Annotated in this window: 12 protein-coding genes; 3 read left to right on the top strand and 9 right to left on the bottom strand. The window is 53.7% G+C overall.

All coding sequences use genetic code 11. The features are described from left to right. The coding region (locus BM114_RS11595) for a transposase (RefSeq protein ID WP_218151489.1) at positions 1-306 on the top strand (306 nt) is incomplete at its 5' end. A 54-nt stretch (positions 307-360) separates the two neighbouring features. Here the strand turns inward: BM114_RS11595 and BM114_RS11590 are convergent. The 9 genes from BM114_RS11590 to BM114_RS11550 all read right to left on the bottom strand — a co-directional run bounded on the left by BM114_RS11590 (position 361) and on the right by BM114_RS11550 (position 17,622). Further along, a complete protein-coding gene (locus BM114_RS11590) occupies positions 361-1,980 on the bottom strand; it encodes a hypothetical protein (protein WP_092113591.1) in 1,620 nt (539 codons plus the stop codon). A gap of 467 nt (positions 1,981-2,447) precedes the next feature. Further along, complete coding sequence (locus tag BM114_RS11585; protein WP_092113599.1) at positions 2,448-4,841, bottom strand: TonB-dependent receptor; 2,394 nt, start codon at positions 4,839-4,841, stop codon at positions 2,448-2,450. 444 nt (positions 4,842-5,285) lie between these two features. Beyond that, positions 5,286-7,220: a glycoside hydrolase family 13 protein gene (locus tag BM114_RS11580; RefSeq protein ID WP_092113588.1), complete on the bottom strand. Its 1,935-nt coding sequence runs from the start codon at positions 7,218-7,220 to the stop codon at positions 5,286-5,288. Position 7,221: 1 nt separating this feature from the next. Continuing rightward, positions 7,222-9,168 carry a type I pullulanase gene (gene pulA, locus BM114_RS11575; RefSeq protein WP_369808425.1) on the bottom strand — a complete coding sequence of 649 codons (1,947 nt, stop codon included), beginning with the start codon at positions 9,166-9,168 and terminating at the stop codon, positions 7,222-7,224. A gap of 24 nt (positions 9,169-9,192) precedes the next feature. Continuing rightward, positions 9,193-11,322: a glycoside hydrolase family 97 protein gene (locus BM114_RS11570; RefSeq protein WP_092113586.1), complete on the bottom strand. Its 2,130-nt coding sequence runs from the start codon at positions 11,320-11,322 to the stop codon at positions 9,193-9,195. Positions 11,323-11,377: 55 nt separating this feature from the next. Further along, complete coding sequence (locus tag BM114_RS11565; protein WP_092113585.1) at positions 11,378-14,080, bottom strand: 4-alpha-glucanotransferase; 2,703 nt, start codon at positions 14,078-14,080, stop codon at positions 11,378-11,380. A gap of 129 nt (positions 14,081-14,209) precedes the next feature. Then, positions 14,210-14,773 (bottom strand): phosphatase PAP2 family protein, encoded by a 564-nt coding sequence (locus BM114_RS11560; RefSeq protein WP_092113583.1) that lies wholly within the window; start codon positions 14,771-14,773, stop codon positions 14,210-14,212. Positions 14,774-15,081: 308 nt separating this feature from the next. Further along, positions 15,082-16,524, bottom strand: coding sequence for an MFS transporter (locus tag BM114_RS11555; protein WP_092113581.1), 1,443 nt, complete (start codon positions 16,522-16,524; stop codon positions 15,082-15,084). A 69-nt stretch (positions 16,525-16,593) separates the two neighbouring features. Beyond that, positions 16,594-17,622, bottom strand: a complete 1,029-nt coding sequence (locus BM114_RS11550; protein ID WP_092113579.1) for a LacI family DNA-binding transcriptional regulator — start codon at positions 17,620-17,622, stop codon at positions 16,594-16,596. Positions 17,623-17,931: 309 nt separating this feature from the next. On the opposite strand from BM114_RS11550, the gene BM114_RS11545 reads away from it, so the two are divergent. Both BM114_RS11545 and susD read left to right on the top strand, forming a co-directional pair. After that, positions 17,932-20,940, top strand: a complete 3,009-nt coding sequence (locus BM114_RS11545) for a SusC/RagA family TonB-linked outer membrane protein (RefSeq protein ID WP_092113594.1) — start codon at positions 17,932-17,934, stop codon at positions 20,938-20,940. Between the two features lie 19 nt (positions 20,941-20,959). Continuing rightward, positions 20,960-22,630 carry a starch-binding outer membrane lipoprotein SusD gene (gene susD, locus BM114_RS11540; protein WP_092113577.1) on the top strand — a complete coding sequence of 557 codons (1,671 nt, stop codon included), beginning with the start codon at positions 20,960-20,962 and terminating at the stop codon, positions 22,628-22,630. The last annotated feature ends 11 nt before the right edge of the window (positions 22,631-22,641 follow it).

The raw sequence follows: 22,641 nt of genomic DNA, 5'->3' as shown, positions 1-22,641 counted from the left end.
AAGGCACTCTTCGAGCATCTCTTCGACCAGGGCATCCATCTCGTGCATGGCCTCAAGGCCAACATGAAGAATAAGCTCATGCCCATGTGGGACAAGATCATGCTCAGAAAAAGGTACATCATCGAGTGTATCAACGAATTGCTCAAGAACAAGGCCAACCTCGTGCATTCACGACACCGGTCCATACACAACTTTATGATGAACCTATGCTCGGCTCTCGCGGCCTACTGTTTCTTTGACAACAAGCCGGAGGCGCTGCCAGTGCATGTGGAGAAATCAAGACAATTAGAGCTATTTGCATGGTAATCTTATCCCGAACTCGCGTAATATATGCTTTCTTCATCATTTGCTTGCCTTTCCTTATTTAAAAATATACTTTTTACCATTCTGAATATATATGCCCTTCTGCGGGTTCTGCACGCAACGGCCGTCCAAAGAGTAGTAATAGCCGTCGTTCGCTTTTGTCGTAGCAGCCGGAATATCGCTGATGCCCGTGGTCTCGGAATCATCGTCTACGAAAATATAGGGAGCGCCCTTGGCTCCGGCCGAGGTCTCGTCTACGAGCAGGTGCACAATATTAGTGCCCGGCATCTCAAAGTTCCGGTCGTCCTTCTTTGTGTACGGATAGTGCAGATAGGCACGGTTAGCCTTGCTATACTGAGTATTCAGCACGCTGAAGAAGCCCCAGTAGTTCGTCGCACCGAAGTCTTTCTCATTATAATCCTTGGCACTTTTTAGCTTGGCAAGGAAGAAATTGACGAACTCCGCCTCTGATACAGAACCAGGTTTGTAGCTGTAAGTGCTGACAGAAGTCTGCTTGAGCGTGGGGACCAGATAGTTTTTCCCATAGCGTGCCTCAACTTCTCCGGCCGTGGCGGCCTTTCCCTCATAGACCGCATCATTATCGGGACGCAGGATATCGACGGTCTCGTCGTCGGTGTAAAGAACCACTCCGACACCGGCCGGTATGTAGCCGTAGTTCAATTTCTTGAGGATGAAGGATTTGCGCTCCGTGTCATATCCTGTTGCGATATAGGTTTTTACATTGTAACGCTCCTTCATTGGCCTGTCGGTGCTATAGGTTCGGATTGCTCCGACCAACGGTTCGCTGGTGCTCTCACTAAGTGCCTCCTCCATATAGCCGTGATTGTTCTTGCCATAGAAGAATGTCGTGGATATCTCACAGGAGCCAGAAAACGGGGCTTCGAAGTTTCCTCCATTCTGGAAGAGATTCTTGTCATCGCCGCTTATGCCCCGAGTACCCAAGCTATTAGACACCTTGCTGATGTCGTCTTGCGCCTTCTTCATGAGCCACGGCTGGTCGGCATCGTATCTGTCAGCATATGCCTCATTTATATTAGTATAGAGGAACAATCCGTTGTGAGCCTGATAGACACCGCCGGGATCCGTCGTCGGCTTCTGCGTTTCTATCGCCAGTTTTCCAGAATAAGTGTTCGAATAGCGGCCGTTGCTCTCCCTCGGAGCATATAAGAAGGTGGTGTGCTGCGCCGTCGTGTAGGCAGACGGCTCGTCGATATTGGTCGCCGCATAAGCCACACGCGCCTCCGGATGATGCTCGAAGGTATAGCTGTATGTGGAATTCTCCGCATCCTGCTGGTTGTTCTGAACCACCTTGATTGTGAAATACCCATCCATCACAATCGGATTCTCCGTCGCCGTATAGTTATACGGGTTCAGCTGAGTCTTCGAAGTGGTGCATACTTCCCAGCTTTTTGCCGGATTCCAGCCCGCCCATGGTTCTCTTTTCGACGCTGATTTCACGAAAGTACCGCCACTAAGCGTATTCGTATTCAACGAGTAAGCTGCCCCCGGCTCATAGGTATAGCCCTCATCATCGCCCACAATAAACTTAAAACCCTCGTTGCAATTGGTGCCTGCCCCTACGCAAGGGTAGGTTGCCGGGATATCCATCTCCCATGTAAAGTCGGAAGTCTGTCTAAATTTCAGCTGATTGGACATCACGGAAGATGTCAATAGATAAAACTTTTTTGCACTAACAGGGCTTGTGCATGCCAACAATGCGCATACCAAGCCAAAAACTCTAATTAACTTGCTCATTATATATATAAACTTGTATCCTTTTAAAACAATCCTTTTCATACAAACAGAGTCGACTCACCAGAGCCGCCTCGAAAACCTTTTGTTATCCTCTGCATTACCTTAAACTGCCTAGCCAGTCTGTTTCGCGCCCAAGGCTTTTATCATATTTGCGAATGCAAAGGTAAATATTTTTTAGCAACTAAACAAATAAAAGACCAGAAAACATCAATTGTGTGCGCACAAATTCTCTTAAATCCCGAAAAATCCTGCCTATTCGCATGAGACTATTTATTGAAAAAAAACGACATATTATCAATCTTCAGAGATTCCTAAAGTAATAAAAATCCGCCTTCAAGACAGAAAATCCTGAAGGCGGAAATCGTGTCTTATATATCAATACTTACGCCTGCATACCAGGTGGCGCCGTAAACCGGAGCATACATGAAGGCTGCGTTGTCGAGATGTTTTTCGTCCTGAAGGTAGCTGAAGATATTCTTGCCTCCGCAATAAACGGTAAAGTCGCCGAATCTCTTGGCCACACGGGCATTGAAGAGCATGAAGGTATTGGTCTTCTTTATTTTCTCCGCCACCTCATCGTCCTTCATATAGTCGATATACATCTTACCCTGCAACGAGCCTGTGAGGCTGAAAGTCCAAGTACCGGGCGTATATTCGAGACTCAGGTCGCCCGTCATAGCCGGGAAGCGAGATATGTTCTTGCTGGCCTTGGCATACTCCGTGCCGGCCCAGTCTGCACGCTCATGCTTGAATTTGCCCTGATTGAAGGTCCAGCTCAATCCCGTCTTGAAGTCCTTGAACGGATTCCACTTCACGCCGAGCTCCACGCCCTGCACATAAGCATCGTCAATATTCTCCCATTGATAGGTATAACCCAGTCGTTTCACTTCCTCGTCGGCCGGCCGGAACTCAATCTTGTCCCTCAAGTCCGTACGGAAGAGGTTGACACTCAGTTGCACCTTCGAGCCGTAGTAGTCGGCCGAAAGGTTATAACTCATAGAATGCTCACCCTTCAGATCTGACGATTTCCATACACGAGGGGAACCGCTGCACAAGTGTAAGTCCTCCGAGAATCCATAAGGAGCGCGGAATCCGGTACCGAAATTGGCGCGCAATACAAACGAGGGCGTAACCTCATACTTCAACGCAAGGCGCGGATTGAAAGAGGTCTCATGGAAGCTGGTCTTCGGGAAGGTGCCGTCATACACTTTCTCGCTCGACTCATACTCCTCGCCGGAGTGGTGGCTGTCGAGGCGCAGGCCGGGTACTACCGAAAGGTTCGTCAATATGTTCCACTCGTCCTGCAGGAAGAAGCCGAACTCGCTGGCATGCTTCTTTCCGATAGAGGTATAGGCTGTTCCGTTAAGCGGGTCTTTCTTGTCGTTGATGCAGTAGAGACCGGTCTCGCGAAGACGGGTGAAATAGCCCTGCACGCCTGCCAGCAAGGTGTGGTTGCCGAGACGGGAAGTGAAAGTAACAGACGGGGTCAGGGTGTTTTCCTTTGCTATATAAGGCCGCATATCCTCCACATCCGGCTTCTCATCGTTATGAGATGCCATATAGTCGCCTAAGAAAGTGTCGTTGGTAGCGTTACGCTTGTGGTACACATAGGCCGCCACGATATCCAGCTCCGACTTTTTCCCGACGGGCAGCTTGTAGCTTATGTCGGCCGTCAGACGGTTTGTCCTGATGTTCTCCGTGCCCTGCGAGAAAGGATTACGGAAAAGATCATCGGTGAGCGTACCACCCGCACGCTGTTCTTCCATCACCTTCCCACGCAACACGAGTTTGTCGTTTTTGGCAAAGGGATTGAAGAAATACACGCCGAAACCCACATTCGTGAGGGTTGCCTCCACCTTGTCCGACACGCCGTCTTTCTTCTTCACCTCGTCGCGGGTATCGCCTTCGCCCGTATCGTCGATGGCGTTGCTCTCCGTACGCTGCGCAAAGAAATTCAGTCCGATATCGTTCTTGCGTATCGAGGCCGACGCATTCAGGTTCTTGTATCCCCAGTTGCCAAATTGCAGGTCGGCCTTTACTTCCGGCTCAAACGACGGTTCCTTGGTGATGATATTGATGGCTCCGGCCACGGCACTGCTGCCATAAAGGGCCGAGCCCGCACCCTTCACGATTTCCAGACGGTCGACATCATTGGTACCCAACTGCTGCAGACCGTAGACTCCGGCCAGCCCCGAATAGATAGGTTCACCGTCTACCAGCACCTGCGTATGCTCTGCGCCGAGTCCCTGCATGCGCACCATGGAGAAGTTGCAGAACTGGCACTGCTGCTCCACCCGGATGCCCGGCACTCCCTCGAGTGCCTCATAGAGGTTCTTGGCATTCTTGTTTACGATGGCTCTTGAGGTCAGCACCTCCGTGCGGATAGGCACATCCTTCAGATAGTGCTGGGTTCTCGTTCCCGTTACCACCACCTGATTCAACTCCCGTTCGTCCTCATCCAACAGGAAATAGACCTCCGAGCCCTTGCCACTCTGCATCATTACCTCGCGCTCCTCGCTCTCATAGCCTATGCAACTGGCCACGATGGTCTGCTTGCCCAGCGGCAGATTTGGCATCTGGAAGTGGCCCGTCTTGTCGCACATGGCCGTCAATTTGGTTCCTTTTACCTGAATCTTCGCATAAGGAATATGCTTTCCCGTTACCTTACTCTTCACATCACCAAACAGCATGGCATCCGTATCCTGAGCCATGGCTGTCATGGTAACGAGCAGAGTGAAGATTACACATCGTAATTTTCTCATCATTTCGTTTAATGTTTAAAGATTTTAATATTCTTGAATTTAATTACCGATGCAAAATTACAACATTTTCCAAGGCTTCACAATACCTATTTGTAGGTATTTCCGGCAAGTTTTCCAACCTTGGGAAACCATTTGTCCGATAATGGAAAAGAATAAGGAGCAGGATGGGGAGACGCCTCCCCCTTTCACATAGGCGGCAAGCCTCCCGACAAAATCGGCGAAATCGTGGAACAAAATCGGCGAGATTGTCGGACGAAATCGCCGATTTTGTTAAACTGCCAACGGCAAATAGCCAAAGGGAGGAATACTCCTTCGGGCACGACTCCCTGCATGGGAAACTCTCAAGCGTATGTTACGGATTACGACCCGCTCTCTTGCCAAAGAAGCGGGGATGCCAGAACAAGAAAGTCCCGGCATCCCCACTTCATATAACTAGCCGACAAACTACTGAAGTTCAACTATCAGCGTCTGTCGAGGCGACAAGCTGAGGTTAGCTCCGAGGTCGACCTCACGCCCCGTGATGACATCCACCGCCTTGCGCGCCGGCCTTATGACCTCGGCGTAACGCTTCACCTCGAGGACGGCGTCATGGGTCGTTCCGTTGAGAATGGTCAGCGAGGTCCTGTCCTCATACTGGCGGGCAATGACATAAACTCCCTTCCACGGGATGAATTGCGTCTGCCGCCCCTTGGTGACCAAGGGGTTGCCCTGCCGCCAATGGAGCAGTCGGCTCAGCCATGAGAACATGGCGTTTTCGGCCTCCGAGCGACCCTGCGGGGTGAAGCAGTCGTGCTTATCACCCGCAAATCCTCCCGGAAAATCCTTGCGCACATTGCCGTCGGTAACCTCCTTGGTGCCTTTCATCAGCACCTCCGTGCCATAGTAGAGCTGCGGAATGCGGTTGATGGTGAGCAGGAGGGCGTAGGCCTGCTTCAATGCCAGCGTGTCCTGTCCGTTGCCGAGGAATCGGTCGGTGTCGTGATTCTCGATGAACGCCAGCACATGCGACGGGTCTTCGTACAGGTAGTCATAGACCAGACTGTTGTAGATGCGGTTCAGTCCGTTCCACCAGGCATCCGTTTCTTCACGCTTGGCCTTGTCGAGTTTGTCGAAGAAGCTGAAGTCCATCACCGTCTTCAGATAACTATTGTCCGTTGACAGGCGGCTGTCTTTCTGGAAACTGGCCGTATAGGCCGGTTCCGTTACCCAAGTCTCCCCCACGACATTGAAGTTGGGGTATTCGCTGTCGAGGGTTTTCAGCCAGAGCGACATTGCCTCGCGGTCGGCATAGGGATAGGTGTCCATGCGGATGCCGTCGATGCCCACGGTCTCTATCCACCACTCCGAGTTCTGGATGAGATACTTGATGACATGAGGATTCCGCTGGTTGAGGTCGGGCATGGAGGGCACGAACCATCCGTCTACGGTCTCCCGAAGGTCGACCTTGGAGGCATACGGGTCGAGCACGGGCGTCAGCTTATAGGAGGTCTGGAGGTATTTCGAGGTCTGGGCCGACGCTCCGCTTGCCATTCCCGTGTTGCGGTCCAGGCCGCTGTCGGTGGCATCCTGCACCTCCGAGAGCCACTCGGGCGTATTGAACCAGTCTTTGGAAGGCATATCCTTCACCCACGGATGCTCAAAGCCGCAATGGTTGAAAATCATGTCCATCACCACCCTCAGACCCTTCGCGTGCGCCTCCCCGACGAGGCGGGCATAGTCCTCGTTGGTACCGAAACGCGGATCTACGCGGTAGTAATCGGTAGTGGCATAGCCATGATAGGTGGAGTAACCGTTGGCATCGGGCGAATTATTTTCCAGCACCGGAGTGAGCCACAAGGCCGTAACGCCCAGCTCATTGAAGTAGTCCAGATGCCGGCGGATGCCCTCCAGATCGCCTCCGTGCCGGAGGGAGGGCTGTGTGCGGTCGCAGACATAGGCATTCATGCCCTTGAGCTGGTCGTTCTGAGAACTTCCGTTGGCAAAGCGGTCGGGCATCAACATATAGAGCACATCGGTATTGTCGAAGCCCCTGCGCTCCTCGCCGGCCATCTCGCGCCGGCGCAGTTCATACTTCATCCTGGCCCTCTTGCCGCCGTTCTTGAAGTTGAGCGCCATTGTTCCGGGCTGTGCTCCCTGCAGGTTGAGGTAGACCAGGAGATAGTTAGGAGAGTCGAGACGCACGATCGAGTCGACCCGCACGCCCGGATAGTCTACTTCCACATCGGCCGTGCGGACGCCTTTGCCATAGACCATCAACTGCAGCGAGGCGTCTTTCATGCCCGCATACCAGAAAGCAGGCTCCACGCGGCTTATCTTTACCTGTGCACTTACCGACACCACGCTTAGAAACAAGCTGAATATCAGGAATATCTTTTTCATATCAATTGTGTATTATCAATGCTGACTGCGGGTCTACAACCACCTTTCCACCCTCTATTTTCTCGTTGCCGGTCTCGTCGATCACGCCGTCGCAGCAGACCACAGTATAGCTTCCCTCGGGAATAGCGACCTCGCGAGACTCCTTGGAGGAGTTGAGAATGACGACGATGCGGTTCCAGCTGTCGCCCACTTCCCTGCCGTCGATATAGAAGCCGACCAGACAAGGCTCTGTCGGGAGAAAGTGGAGATGGCGGCGCACCGTCTCGGCGTCGCCCATGCGGAAGGCTTTGTGGTTCTTGCGCAGCCGTATGAGGTTCTTGTAATAGGCAAAGACCTGCGGGTAACGGGCAAGGTTCTGCCAGTCCAGACGATTGATTTCGTCCGGAGAATTATAGCTGTTATGCACACCTTTCTTGTCGCGGAGCATCTCTTCGCCCGCCAAGAGGAAGGGCACGCCCTGCGAAGTGAAGACGGCGGTCTGAGCCAACAGGTCGAGGCGAATCAGTTCCTCGGTCGTAATCTGCGGCATTTCGGTGCGCAAACGGTCGACCAGGCACATGTCGTCGTGGCAGCTCACATAGCTGATCATCTGCGTAGGCTCGGCCGCCCACGGCTTCTTGGAATAGTTCACCTTATTATAATCCACCTGGGGGTGGGCTATCATGCCCGCAATACCTGCTTTCAGGCTCTCCTCCTCACCGGCAATACCCGCCAGGAAAGCACCCTTGTGGTCATCGGAGAACGGACCGCGCAAGGCGTCGCGAATATCGTCGCTGAAGGCGGCGATGCGCGGCATACGGCTGATGTTGGCCTTCGTGGCGAGCTTCTCGGCAGGATAGGCACAGCTGCCGGCACTCCATCCCTCTCCATAGATGAATATCGAGGGGTCTATGCTGTCGAGTTCGGCACGGATTTGGTTCATCGTCTCGATGTCGTGCACGCCCATGAGGTCGAAGCGGAAGCCGTCGATATGGTATTCCGTAGCCCAGTATTTCACCGATTCTATCATGAATTCGCGCATCATCGGCTGCTCAGAGGCCGTCTCGTTGCCGCAGCCCGAGCCGTTGGAGTAAGTGCCGTCGGCTTTCTTGCGGTAGAAATAGTCGGGCCAGGTGCGCTGGAAATTGCTGTGGGTAATGTCGTATGTGTGATTGTAGACCACATCGAGAATGACCCGGATGCCGGCCTTATGAAGAGCCTGCACCATCTGCTTGAACTCTCGGATGCGTGTGGAGGGGTCATAGGGATTAGTGCTGTAAGAACCCTCGGGCACATCATAGTTCACGGGGTCATACCCCCAGTTATACTGAGGCTGGTCGAGACGGCTCTCGTCTATCGACCCGAAGTCGTAAGACGGCAGGATATGCACGGCGTTGATGCCCAGATCCTGCAGATGGGCAATGGCCTTCGGCTCGGTGAGCGCAAGGAATTTGCCCTTGTGGACGATGCCCGACGAGGCGTCGATGGAGAAGTCTCGGTGATGCATCTCATAGATTACGAGGTCGGACGGCGACTTCAGCTCCGGCCGACGATCGCTTTCCCATCCTTCGGGATTGGTCTCCGCCATGTCGATAATGGCTCCGCGGTTACCGTTCACGCCCACCGCCTTGGCAAAGATTCCAGGCGTTTCCACCCAATGCTTCCTATCGCCCACCACATCAAAGGTATAGAACAAACCTTTCAGGTCGCCCTTCACATTGGCCATCCAGCCGTTGTCTTCCATTTGGTTCATCTTTACCGTCCTGATGGGTTTACCTCCCAAGCCGTACCGGTAGAGTCTCAGCAAGGGACGATGCTTGCCCTTGTTGGGTGCGCATAGAAAGAAGTCCGTGCCCTTGAAAGTGTAATCCACCTGCCAGGTATAGTCTACTGCCATGGTGTCCATAGACTGGGCATGGCCCAACAAAGAAACCATTGTCATGAGGATCGAGATAGACAGTATTCTCATTTTATAAAGCATTAAGCCAGGTGTTTACCTTGCCATTAAGCTAACGGCAAACCCTCCGCCGGGTGCTTCCTGCAATTTCAGGACATCACCCTTCTTCACCGTACGCTTGGTAATCGTGTAAGCCTTAGGGTTTTTCTCGTAGTGAGCGTCCTTGCCATCGGCATAAATGGTGCACGCATACTTGCGCCCCTTGTCGAGGAAGTCGAGTTTGACTGTAGACTTATGCCCGTTCTCGTCGCACTTTCCTCCTATAAACCAGTTGTCGGTGCCCTTAGCCTTGCGGGCCACGGTGATGTAATCCGCCGGCTCCGCCTCTAAATACTTGGAGTCGTCCCAGTCTACGGCCACATCCTTGATGAACTGGAAGGCATCGTTATACTTCGCATAGTTCTCCGGCAGGTCGGCTGCCATCTGGAGGGGACTGTACATTACCAAATAAAGAGCCAGCTGGCCGACCAGCGTGGAGTGGACGGAACTCGTATTGTCAGACCATGTCTTGAGCTGCGTTTCCAATATACCGGGCGTATAGTCCATAGGTCCGCCCTGAAGACGGGTAAACGGAAGAATCACGGTATGCCCCGGCTGGTTTCCCCCGAAGGCCTCGTATTCGCCACCGCGGGCACTCTCGTTGCCCACCATGTTTGGCCATGTGCGGCAGAGTCCGGTGGGGCGAACAGCCTCGTGAGCGTTTACCATGATGTGATGCTTGGCTGCCTGCTCCACCACATACTGATAATGATTGTTCATCGACTGGCTGAAGTGGTGGTCGCCACGGGGAATGATGTCTCCTACATAGCCTGTCTTAACGGCATCATAGCCGTATTTGTTCATCAGGTTAAGCGCGTCCTCAAGGTGCCGCTCATAGTTGATGGTACTCGAGGAAGTCTCGTTGTGCATCAACAGCTTTACCCCTTTGGAGTGGGCATAGTCGTTCAGATATTTGATGTCGAAGTCCGGATATGGGGTAACGAAGTCAAAGACATCCTGCTTCCAGCAGCCTGCCCAGTCTTCCCAGCCTACATTCCAGCCCTCTACGAGCACTTCGGATAGGCCGTTGGCAGCGGCAAAATCGATGTATTTCTTCACATTCTCGATCGTCGCGCCATGCCGCCCATTAGGCTTTGCCTTGGCCCAGTCGACCTTGTCCAGCCTTACGGAGGAGAACTGGTCGGTGTAGCTCCAGGAGCTTTTGCCCACTATCATCTCCCACCACACGCCGCAATACTTCACGGGATGAATCCAGCTGGTATCCTCAATCTTGCACGGCTCATTGAGGTTCAGTATCAGATTGGAGGACAACATGTCGCGGGCATCGTCGCTGACCATCACCGTGCGCCATGGCGTCGTGCACGGAGTCTGGAGACAACCCTTGAGGCCGGTGGCATCGGGAGTAAGCCAACTCTCGAAGACCATGTTCTTGTCGTCGAGGTTGAGGTGCATCGTGGCATAGTTGATGCAGGCAGCCTCGTGGATGTTGATGTACAAGCCGTCGTCAGAACGCATCTGGAGAGCAGTTTGGACACCTGTCGGAGAGAAGACCGACACCGACGAGTTGTTCCAGTTCACGGCGTCGTTGAAGCGGGCGCGGATACCGGAAAGCTTCGTTTCCTGTGTCTCCTGTTCCTGAGTGTCGTAGTCGCCGGGCAGCCACCATGCCGTGTGGTCGCCTGCCATGGCAAACTGCGTATGCTCCTCCTTGATAATGAAATAGTTCAGGGCTGCCTGCTGCGGGAACTCATAGCGCAGTCCCATGCCGTCGTCGTAGACGCGGAAACGGATGATGATGTTCCGCCCCGTAGCCGTCTGATTCAGCGTTACGGCCAGCTCGTTGTAGTGGTTACGGATGGTGGCGGTCTCGCCCCATACCGGTTTCCATATCTCATCGAAGGTGGATGCCTCGCTTTTCGCCACCTGGAAGCCGTCCATCAGGTCGGTTTCCTCAAGCCGCTTGCTGGCATTCCTGTTCTTGGCCAGTTCAAGGCCAAGATAGCTTTTCTTCACTACGGGCCTGTTCTTGTAATCAACAAGATAGCAAGGCCGACCGTTGTCGACCTTGAATGTTACCACGACATTCCCGTTAGGAGACTTCACCTCCTGTGCTATTGCCATGGCGGGCAATAGCATTGCGAAAAGGAATAATGCAATCTTTCTCATAAATCAGTATTCAATATGGACAGCCCTCCCTCTTCTCGGAGGAAAGGCAAGGTTATTAACTTCTTCCGGACTGTAGCACCAGTTCTGTGATATTCTGCTTGAAATCCTTGTTTTCCATCAGGTCCTCGAGGTTGAGGTGCATGCGATAGCGCCAGTAATGACGGGGATTGGCCGGGATGTTGATGCGCTCTGCATTGGCGTCTGCCAGCCGGAGGTCCTCGTCGATGGCAAGCCAATCCTGGATGCTCAGCACGCAGAGCATCGACGGCGATGAGAGATGGCGGCTCACGATGTCGCGGGCGAGCCATCCGGGAAGCGGGTGAGGCGCGGCTCCTCCACGGTGGAGCATGCTGTTATAGTAAGCCTGGGCGCGCTCATAGTCCTCATCCCACCATTGGCGCAGGGTCGGCATGTCGTGCGTGGAGATGGTGCTCACGCTGCGATAGGGGTTGCGCGAGAGATGTCCGAAGCGCACGGAGGGGTCCTTGGGCATGCTCTGAATCTCAAGGCTCAGGATGCGAAGCTCGTTCATCACCCACGACACGCAGTCGGGAACCATGCCGAGGTCTTCGGCGCAGACAAGCATACGCGTGGCCTGCACGAGCTTCGGCAGTTTCTTCATGGCCTCGCTGTACCAGAAATGATTGTTGCGGCGATAGTAATAGTCGTTATAGAGATGGTTGAACGCGGCCTTGTCGCTGTCCCAGAGAGCCTCGTAGGTGAAGTCGAACTGGGCGGATATTCTCGGGTGGAAGAGCTCCGGGTTCTTACGGTCGCGGAGGAAGAGCACATTGCTGATGAGCGCATAGAGCCCGTCGCGAATCCAGATATCCTTATCGGTGTCCTTTCCCTCGAAGGCTTTCTCCACCTTTCGCTGTGTGTCGAACGCCGGCTTCATCTCCCAGATGTCGTCGTGGACATGGTTCAGATAGGTGTCCTTCACTTCCTGTGTATGCTCCCTGAAGACGCGATCGAGCACCCAGTCGGCGATGAAAGGTTTCAGGAAAAGGTCGTCCTGGAAGTGAAGTCCATAGGCCTCTATCTCCTCACGGCTCATGGCAAGCGACGGCACGAACTGCCCGAGCAGGCCGTGGACGGCCTCCACGGGAATCTCCCATATGCGGAAGAAGCCCAGCACATGGTCGATGCGGTAGGCATCGAAGAACTTCGACATGCTCTGGAAACGGCGCACCCACCACGCACAGTCGTCCTTGAGCATCTCGTCCCAGTTGTAAGTGGGGAAGCCCCAGTTCTGACCGTTCACGCTGAAGTCGTCGGGAGGCGCGCCCGCCTGCCCGTTGAGGTTAAAGTATTTGGGCTCGTTCCATACATCACAGCCGTTGCGGTTTACCCCGATGGGGATGTCGCCCTTAAGGATGATGCCCTTAGACCTGGCATATTCGTGCACGCCCTGCATCTGAGTGTTGAGGATGAACTGGACGAAGTAGAAGAACGAGACCTCCGCATAGGCTTTCGAGCGCGGATTGGAGAGCTGCCTGCGGTCGTCCTCGTTCCACACGCGATGGTCTTTCCAAGTGTTGAAATCGGCCGTGCCATAGCGGTCGCGCAGGGTGCAATACTGTGCATAAGGCACCAGCCAGCTCTCCGCCTCGGCAAAAAACTTCCTGAACTCGGCGCTCTTCATCATCTCCCGCCCTTCTTCCTGCTCGAAGAGAATGCGGAGATAGGCGAGCTTGGCTGTGTTCACCCGCTCATAGTCTATCTGCGGCAAGGCGTTCAGTTCCTCGCGTTCCCTGTCGAACTTTGCCCTCAGCTGCTCGTCCTTGAGTCCGGGAAGTTGGTGGAGATCCACATACTGCGGGTGGAGCGCAAAGATGCTGATGCAGCTGTAAGGATAGCTGTCGGTCCAGGTATGGGTGGTCGTGGAGTCGTTGATGGGCAGGATTTGCAGCACCCGCTGATGGGTGGAAGCCACGAAGTCTATCATCATGCGCAGGTCGCCGAAGTCGCCCACGCCGAAGCTTTTCCTTGAGCGGAGTGAGAACACCGGTACCAGCGTCCCGGCCAACTTCTCGTTGTAGAGCGGGAAGAAGGCCTGCGTGAGGTCGTAGCTCACCAGCTCGCCCTCGTTCATCCACGGCAGGTCGATGGTACGGTTCAGGCCGTCCTCCCACATCGGGGCTGTATCGCCCTCCTCGCTGAAGGCCACGAACTTGAACTCCAGCCTGCCCTGGGGATAGTCGTCGGCATCGAGGTCCACCGCCCATTCATTGTAGTTGTGCTCCGTCATGGGAAGAGCCCGGGTGATACTCCAGTTTCCGAGCCTGTCGCCTAAGCCCACGATGCCCAGCTTCTCGCCCTTGCGGAGCTGAGGGGCACGCACCTGGATGCGCACGGTTTTCTTGAAGTCAGACGACCTCAGGCCGCTGATGCGACACTGGTTGATGCAGTCGGTGAAGGCCGAGCTGTAGAGATAGGAGTCCTCGGGAATGTCGGCCCAGCGGCAGAAAAGGTTATAGAAGTCGGCCCTGTGCGAGGTGAGCTCCAGGGTATGGAGCATGGTTTTCCACTCATGGCGGCCCTGCACGCCGGCCCGGTGCACGCTGAAGTAATAACGGAGCACCTTCGGAGCCTGGCTCTTGGCAAGGTTCATCTGGCACACCCAGTGCTCGCCGTCCACCGTGCTCATCCTGTATTGCGACTCCTTAGCGCCTCCCGGCTTATCGTTATCAACTACATTAAGGACCAGTTCCTCACCGAATACGGTCTTGTAGCCGATATTAAATTTCAAGTTCATATGTTTTGGTTAATAAATTTGGTTCAAAGTTAGTAATTATTATTACACGAGGCATAGCGAGGGTATGCAAAGACGGAAAAGTTTTATGCAAACGATTGCGCAACCACGGATTACAGCAATTCCCGGCAATTAGAACCGATAGACGAAGCACACTCCGCTGCCCGTCAGAGCCACATCGCACCTGCGCCGCTCGCCAGTCAGCTTGTCGCCGAGCCAGTAGCCCAGCAGAGTGCCCCCGATGCCGATGGCAGCACCGGCAGCCACATCGTCCCAGTCGTGGCGGTTACGGCGCACCCGGTCGGCGGCCGTAAGGGCGGCAACCCCATATCCCGCCACGCTGATCCACGGCGACACTCGACCGAACTCCTTATGCAGCATGGTGGCTCCGGCAAAAGCCATCGCCGTGTGTCCTGAAGGAAAAGAACGACGGTCGGTGCCGTCGGGCCGCCACTTGTGCACCGACTGCTTCAGCCCATGGACCACACCGCTGAAAAGGGCTATGGAGGTTGCGGAATTCACCAGCAGACGCTTCCACGACGAGACACTCTCCACGCCGCTCGCCTTGAGCACATAGACCGATGCCACAGGCATGAAACGCAGATAGTCGTCGATGCCGTCGCCGTGAAACTCCTTCTGTGCCTGCATCGGCAAGGCTGCCAACAGGAACGCCAAACTACAGATAAAGCTTTTCATGATGCAAAAATACAAAAAAGAATCTTATCGACCAAGAAAACAGCACCCGCAGAAAGCAGTAAAAAAACATCCCAAGGCAATGAGCCTGGGCGAGGACTGCGCTTTACCAGGTTGTTACCAGTAAGTGGTAATAATGTTACCAGCCGCTGGTAATCACATTACCAGTAAGTGGTAACGCCATTACCAACGACTGGTAATCCTGTTACAAACGGCTTGTAATTCATCTGAAGACATGCGGAGCATTGCAAGCCACCCGTATCAACAACCCATGGCAACGGCAACAGGCCGCCGCCCGGAGCACAAATATCCTATGCCTTTTCCGCCTTGATGAAGGTTACGGCTAAGGCTCCGCACAAGAACAGCACGCCGGCCACGATCATCATCGTGCTCTGATGACTGCCCACGAGGTACAGTACGATGCCGCCGAGAAGGGCTGCGATAATCTGGGGAAGGCAGATCGTGCCGTTGAAGAGCCCCAGATAGGCTCCCATGTGGCCGTAGCCCTGCAAGGCGTTGGTAACGAAGGTGAAGGGCATGGCCAGCATGGCAGCCCAGGCGCAGCCGATGAGCAGGAAGGCAATGAACTGGGTGTAGGGATTGTGGAGGAACGGAACCATGGCAAAGCCGATGCCGCCGATGGCAAGGCTCACGGAGTAAGCCACCTTGGTATTCTTGAAACTGGGGAGCAGGGCTGCCCATACCACGCTGCCCATAGCCTGCACCGCATAGAGTATACCCACCCAGTTGCCGGCCTCCTGGAAGGCTGCCGAACTGGCATCGGTGGTGTTCCATACTATCTCGGCGATCGCTCCGGGGGTGTAGTTCCACATATACAGCATGCCCGCCCAGCAGAAGAACTGCACCAGACCCACCTTCCAGAAGGTGGAGGGAGCGTGGAAAAGCAGGTAAACCCATGAATTCAAGAACTTAAAATACTTCACAATCCAGTTGTTACCCATCATATTCTCCAGCCAATAGGTGAACTTAAAGCGCAATAGCAACAACTTCAGCAGCGAAGAGTTCTGCCACTTCTGCTCATACCATGCCTTAATATCATCCTCGAAATCATCATTCGTCAGTTCATTATACTCGGCATATTCCCGCGGTTTCCACTCCCGCACCTTCGCGACAGTATAGATGACGCAGAGGATGAGAATGGCCGCCCCCATATAGAATGACCACTTCACCGAGTCGGGCACCTCGCCGACGGCCGCCACATTCTGTATGCCCAGCCAGGTGAAGAGAAACGGGAAGATGAACCCCACCACGCTGCCCGCATTGCACAGAAAGCTCTGAATGCTGTAGGCCTTGGCCTTCTGCTTCTCGTTCACCATGTCGCCCACGAGCATCTTGAAAGGCTGCATCGCCATGTTGAGCGAGGTGTCGAGGAACATCAGCGCAATGAGGCCGAAGATCATCGCTGCCCCTACGGCAAGGCCGAAAGACCCCGCATTGGGCAACAGACACATGACGAGGACTGCCAGGGCAGCCCCTATAAATAAATAAGGTATGCGCCGGCCGAAGCGCGTCCAGGTGCGGTCGCTCAGCGTGCCCACTATCGGCTGCACGATGATGCCCATCAGCGGGGGAAGCACCCAGAAGTAGCTCAGGCTATGGGGGTCAGCCCCCAGAGTGGCAAAGATTCTCGAGACATTGGCACTTTGCAGCGCATAGGCTATCTGCACGCCGAAAAAACCGAAGCTGAGGTTCCATAGACCCCAGAACTTCATATCAGGTTTCTGCTTGTTCATATATCTTACTTGTTTGTTCTTAGTTATTATCTCATATATCCGTATCCCTTCACCGGGATAAAAGCCAGCTCACTCCTTGGTCGTGCCGCGCACTATGAGCTTGGTTCGCACCACCCGGCGCTCCACCTTGCTCTTCGGAATCAGGCCTTCCACCTGCTGAATGAGAATGTTGGCCGCCTCCTCGCCCACCTGGAAGCCGCGCTGTTCGACCGTGGTCAGCATCGGGTCGCAGGCTATGGCACGGTAGCCGTTGGTGAATCCGCAGATTCCGATATCGTCAGGCACCCTGAACCCCATGCGCTTGGCCGTATACAGGATGCCGATTGCCGTATCATCGTTCACCGCGAAGAAACCATCGGGCCTGTTTCCCGCCTCAAGTATCTGTGGCGTGATGGCCTCGGCGTCAGCACGGTTGTCGCAATAGCGGATAAGGCTATCGTCGATCTTGATGCCATGCTTCAACAAGGCGTCCTTATATCCGTTGAGCCGGTTCTTGGAAATCTCCAATGTAAGCGGGGCCCCATAGAACGCTATGCGCCGGCAACCCGTAGCTATGAGGTGGCTCACGGCCGTGAAGGCACCCATGTAATCATCCACCACGACGCGTGAAGCCTCCACTCCCGTGGAGATTCTGTCATAGAAAACGATGGGGATTCCATTGTCTATGAGCCGCTGGAAATGGTCATAGCGAATCGTGTCCTTGGCCTGGGAGACGATGACGCCGCACACCCTGCTCTTATAGAAGTTGCGGCAGATCTCCACCTCGCGCTCATATTTCTCGTTGCTCTGGGCCACCATGATGTTATAGCCGCGGGCATTGGCCTCCTCTTCAATGCCGCTAAGAATCGTCGCAAAATAATAATGGGCGAACTGCGGGACGATGACACCGATGATATGCGTATTCTTAATCTTTGAATGCCGCAGCTGCTCGCCGATGACATTGGGATAGAAACTGTGCTCCACGGCATAAGCCTGAATGGCCTTGCGGATGGGTTCACTGATGCGCCTGTTGTCATTGAGCGCACGCGACACCGTTGCCACGGAGACGCCAAATTCCCTGGCAATATCCTTCATCGTAATAGGTGTAGATTCACTCATCAGGTTTTGTTTTAAGCTCGATGCAAAGATAATGAAACCACAGAAACAGTCGGCGGTTACCTTTTCTATTAATTGCATTTTAATTGCGCAATCGTTTGCACGCTATAAATAACGCTTTTCAGTAAAAAAAATTATAATGTATCGCTAAACAAGTTAAATTTGCAGCGTGAAAGTTTCTTAATAAGAGACAGAAAAAGCCATTAAGCCACTAACCTAAAACTGACTAACCCTTACTGGCTCATAGGCTCCAACTAACTGAAAATAATAAAATTAACAACTGTATAGCTAACTAATTAAATCAAAAAAATGATGAAGCAGGTAAAAATCACTATGCCTCTAAGGATGCTTGCAATAGTTTGCGGGCTCATCCTTTCAGTCAATGCCTTTGCACAGAGTATCACTGTCAACGGGCATGTCAAAGATGCTACCGGCGAGCCTGTCATCGGTGCCACCATCAGCGTAGGCGGTAAGGCGGCAGCGGTGTCAGACATCGACGGTAACTTCTCCATCAAGGCTGATCAGGGCGCAACGCTCACCGTATCTTATATAGGGTACATGACCGCTACCGCTACTGCAAGTCCGAATGTGGTCATCACCATGCAGGATGATGCCAAGACGCTGGAACAGGTCGTGGTCATCGGTTATGGTCATGCCAAGAAGGAAGATCTTACAGGTTCGGTTACGGCTATGAAGCCGGACGACCTGTCTAAAGGTATTACGAACAACGCCTCCGACATGCTCGTCGGCAAGGTTGCCGGCGTGGATGTGCAGACAGCAGGAGGAACTCCGGGTGCCGGCGCACAGATTCGCATCCGTGGCGGAGCCTCGCTGAATGCCAGCAACGACCCGCTCTATGTGATAGACGGACTGGTCATCGACAGCGAAACCCTTAAGGGTATGAGTAACATCCTCGCGATGATCAATCCTAACGACATTGAGACTTTCACCGTTTTGAAGGACGCTTCGGCCACAGCCATCTACGGTTCCCGTGCTTCCAACGGCGTAATCATCATCACGACGAAGAAAGGGCGCGCCGGATCGGCTCCCAAATTCAACTATAACGGAGATGTTACGATGTCTATGATCCAGAAAAAATATGATGTTCTGAATGCGGCCGACTACAAGAAACTCGTAGGAACCATCAACGGACTCGACGCTTCCCTGCTCGGCAATGGCGACACCGACTGGCAGGACGAGATCTTCCGCACGGCTATTTCCTCCAACCATAGCATCAGCATGAGCGGCGGTCTGAAGAATATGCCCTATCGCGTGAGCGCAGGCTACAACATCTCCAACGGTATCGTGAAGACCAGCTGGATGCGCCGTACGAATGTATCGGTAAACCTGGCTCCGACTTTGCTTGACGGCCATCTGAACTTCAACATCACGGCGAAGTACATGTATGAGAAAGACCGCTATGCCGATGCCGGCGGCGCAATAGGCGCAGCCTTGTCCATCGACCCGACGCGTCCTGTCAGGATGTCGGACGCGAACTATAGATTTACGGGCGGCTGGTATCAAAACCTTCTCAATGCGAACTTCAGTGATAAGAGCTGGAAGTATACAACCAACTCCAACGCTCCGCAAAACCCGCTGGCGTTGCTCAATGACAAGCACACCGTGGCCAACTCCAACGACTTCAGCGGCAACATAGAAATGGACTATAAAATCCACGGTTTCGAGGATTTGAGAATCCACGCTTCTCTCGGTGCACAGTATACGGCAACCAGCCAGGATGAAAACATCTCGCGCTACTCTTACAGCAACAACTACTATGGATGGCAAAGTATTGAACGCCATTGGAAATACGGCATCGTAGGAAGTGCCTATGCCCAGTATCAGCATCAGTTCGGAGACCACGGGGTGGACATCATGGCAGGTGCCGAGGACAGCCATTATCACAGGAGTGGCTATAAGGAAGGACAAGGCACAGACTTGGCTACCGGCGAGGCGCATGACCCAACTCTTCGCTCAGAAGAGCAGTACCCCGGCCGCAATGGGCTCGTGTCTTACTTCGGCCGCCTGAACTATAACCTCCTCGACCGCTATCTGATTACGGCAACCTTCCGTGCCGACGGATCCTCTCGCTTTGCCAAAGGACACAAGTGGGGCTATTTCCCATCGGCAGCCTTTGCCTGGAAGATCAGCAACGAGAAGTTTCTCAAGGATGTGAACTGGCTCGACGAGTTGAAGCTCCGCCTGGGCTGGGGTAAGACCGGCCAGCAGAACGGCATCGACGACTTCTATTATCTGCCGCTCTATGTGCGTGGTAACTCTTACGCCCAGTATCCTTTCGGCGACACCTACTATTATACGGTTCGCCCGAACAACTACAACGACAAGCTGACTTGGGAGAAAACCACGACCTATAACGCGGGTATTGACTTCAGTGCCTATAACGGCCGCTTCGTAATCAACCTCGACGGATACTATCGTAAGACCTCCGACCTGCTTGCTACCGTAAGTGTTCCCGCAGGCACAGCTTTCGGCGATACGCAGTTGCAGAACATAGGATCGCTGAAAAACTATGGCCTTGAGCTCTCGTTTGATGTCAAGCCCATCGTAACGAAAGACTTCACATGGGATGTAACCTATAATATAGGTTGGAATAAAAACGAGATTACCGAGCTGAAAGCCGGTGCCCAGGACTGGGTATGGACGGGTGATAAGATTTCCCGAGGCAATAACACCAAGGTGCAGAGGCACAAGGTAGGACAGCCCACGAGCAGCTTCTTCGTCTACCAGCAAGTCTATGACAAGGCCGGCAAACCTATCGAAGGCCTCTATGTAGACCGCAATGCCGACGGCCAGATTAACGACGGCGACCGCTATTACTACAAGAGTCCGGCCGCTCCTGTCATCATGGGTCTTACCACCAAGTTCATCTACAAGAACTGGGACTTGAGCGCAGCTTTCCATGCGGCCATCGGCAACTATGTCTACTATGACTTCCTGTCGAGCAAGGCTTCCATATCCAGTTCGGGTCTCTACCACAACTCGGCGTTCTCTAACACCTCGGCAGAAGCAATTGCCTTAGGGTTTACGGGAACAACGGTAAACAACCCTTACCTGAGCGACTACTTCATTCGCAATGCCTCTTACCTGAAGTGTACCAATATCACGCTCGGCTATACTTTCCCGGCCCTGCTGACCTATAACGATACCCCGTATTTCTCGGGGCGCATATACTTTACCGCACAAAACCCGTTCATGATTACCAAGTATGACGGTATCGACCCCGAAGTTTCGAGCGGCATAGACAGCAATCCATATCCCCGTCCAATGAGCTTCCAGCTCGGACTGAACCTTAACTTCTAAAGTTTGGAGGAAAAGAACAATGAAAAAAACAATGATAAAAACAGCAGCTTTCGGTCTTCTCTTGATAGGAATGGCCTCATGCGCCGATGACCTGAACCTCTCTTCTATCGACCCGCGGTCTTCTCAGTCATACGATGCAACCGAACTGCTTGCAAAGCAATATGCCACCCTCGGGTTGACCGGACAGGCCGGCCCTGCGGGCAAAGCCGATATAAGTGGCGACGAAGGTGAGAGCGGTTTCTATCGCACCGTCTTCAATCTCCAGGAACTCTGCACCGATGAGTGCATCTGGGCATGGCAGGATAATGAAGACATCCCCGCCCTTACCAACATCGCCTGGAACTCAAGCTCCACCCGTGTGAACTGGGCTTACCAGCGTCTTGCCTACGATGTAACCCTCTACAACCAGTTCATCTATGACCAGACTGGCAAACTGGATGAGGATATTATCGCCGAAGTGCGCTTCCTCCGTGCCCTCCACTACTGGTATTTCCTCGACCTTTTCCATAAAGCTCCCTTCAAGGACACCTTCAGCGGAGAGCTTCCAGTAGAGAAAGGCGGCAAGGAACTCTACGACTGGATTGACACGGAGCTTACCGAGATAGAGGGAATCCTAAAACCTGCGGGCACCTATAACAGCAAGACGGGCTTCGGCCGGGCCGACCAAGGCGCAGCTTATGCCCTTCATGCCCGCCTGGCCCTGAACTCCGCCGTCTATACCGACGGAGCCACCAAGGACTACCAGAAGGCCAAGGACTATTGCGACAAGATTCTTAACAGCGGAGCCTATGCCCTTTCTACCACGGCCACGAATGGCTTCTCGGGCTATGCCCAGGTGTTCATGGGCGACAACGACGAGAATACACAGGCCATGAAGGAGATTATCTTCCCCATCCGTCAGGACGGGGAGAAGACCCGGGAATATGCCGGCTCTACCTATCTCGTGAGCTCCATGCGCATCTCAGGCATGCCTTATGCCAATACCGACAACTACTGGAGCTGCAACTTCGCCCGCAAGGACCTCGTGGAGAAGTTCTTCCCGAACGATAATATCCCAATGGCAGCAGCCGGAGATGCACTCAAGGAACCCACCGAGGCAGAGGTTATCGCAAAGGATAACGCGCTTGGCGTAACAACGACGAATGTCATCGCTGCCGCAGGCGACGACCGCGCCATGTTCTATATGGGTGTAGGCGGTGGCATCCGCACGCTCAGCCCGGGCAAGCAGATTACCGGTTTCCTGAACGGAGCGTCCATTGTTAAGTGGTCCAACCAGCGCATCAACAACGGTGCTGCCCACAACCGCACCTTCTCGGATACAGATATCCCGCTCTTCCGCCTTGCTGAAATTTACCTCACGCGCGCCGAAGCCCAGTATCGGCTGGGGCAGACAGGCCCGGCTCTTGCCGATCTCAAGATGCTCACCGACCGTGCCCATACCGTGGCTCACACCTCTATCACCGACCAGGTGCTCATCGACGAGTGGTGCAAGGAGTTCTATATGGAGGGTCGCCGACGCTCCGACCTCGTGCGCTTCGACCTCTTCACGGGCAGCAAATACCGCTGGGACTTCAAGGGCGGCGTAGCCGGCGGCACGGGTATCGACTCCCACTTCAATCTCTATCCCATCCCTGCCAACGACCTTGCGGGTAACCCCAACATGACTCAGAACCCGGGATATGGCAAGTGATATATGCAGAT

This window comes from Prevotella sp. KH2C16 (assembly GCF_900113305.1).
In the GTDB taxonomy this organism is placed as follows: Bacteria; Bacteroidota; Bacteroidia; order Bacteroidales; family Bacteroidaceae; genus Prevotella.
The sequence above is the reverse complement of the archived record's forward strand: the minus strand, read 5'-3'. Positions and strand labels throughout refer to the sequence as shown.

What these genes read in the sequence shown, in the direction of transcription:
- BM114_RS11585 (WP_092113599.1), bottom strand. Translation starts at nt 4,841, where the DNA reads ATGAGAAAATTACGATGTGTAATCTTCACTCTGCTCGTTACCATGACA.
- BM114_RS11570 (WP_092113586.1), bottom strand. Translation starts at nt 11,322, where the DNA reads ATGAGAAAGATTGCATTATTCCTTTTCGCAATGCTATTGCCCGCCATG.
- BM114_RS11545 (WP_092113594.1), top strand. Translation starts at nt 17,932, where the DNA reads ATGAAGCAGGTAAAAATCACTATGCCTCTAAGGATGCTTGCAATAGTT.
- pulA (WP_369808425.1), bottom strand. Translation starts at nt 9,168, where the DNA reads ATGAGAATACTGTCTATCTCGATCCTCATGACAATGGTTTCTTTGTTG.
- BM114_RS11550 (WP_092113579.1), bottom strand. Translation starts at nt 17,622, where the DNA reads ATGAGTGAATCTACACCTATTACGATGAAGGATATTGCCAGGGAATTT.
- susD (WP_092113577.1), top strand. Translation starts at nt 20,960, where the DNA reads ATGAAAAAAACAATGATAAAAACAGCAGCTTTCGGTCTTCTCTTGATA.
- BM114_RS11590 (WP_092113591.1), bottom strand. Translation starts at nt 1,980, where the DNA reads ATGTCCAATCAGCTGAAATTTAGACAGACTTCCGACTTTACATGGGAG.
- BM114_RS11565 (WP_092113585.1), bottom strand. Translation starts at nt 14,080, where the DNA reads ATGAACTTGAAATTTAATATCGGCTACAAGACCGTATTCGGTGAGGAA.
- BM114_RS11580 (WP_092113588.1), bottom strand. Translation starts at nt 7,220, where the DNA reads ATGAAAAAGATATTCCTGATATTCAGCTTGTTTCTAAGCGTGGTGTCG.
- BM114_RS11555 (WP_092113581.1), bottom strand. Translation starts at nt 16,524, where the DNA reads ATGAACAAGCAGAAACCTGATATGAAGTTCTGGGGTCTATGGAACCTC.
- BM114_RS11560 (WP_092113583.1), bottom strand. Translation starts at nt 14,773, where the DNA reads ATGAAAAGCTTTATCTGTAGTTTGGCGTTCCTGTTGGCAGCCTTGCCG.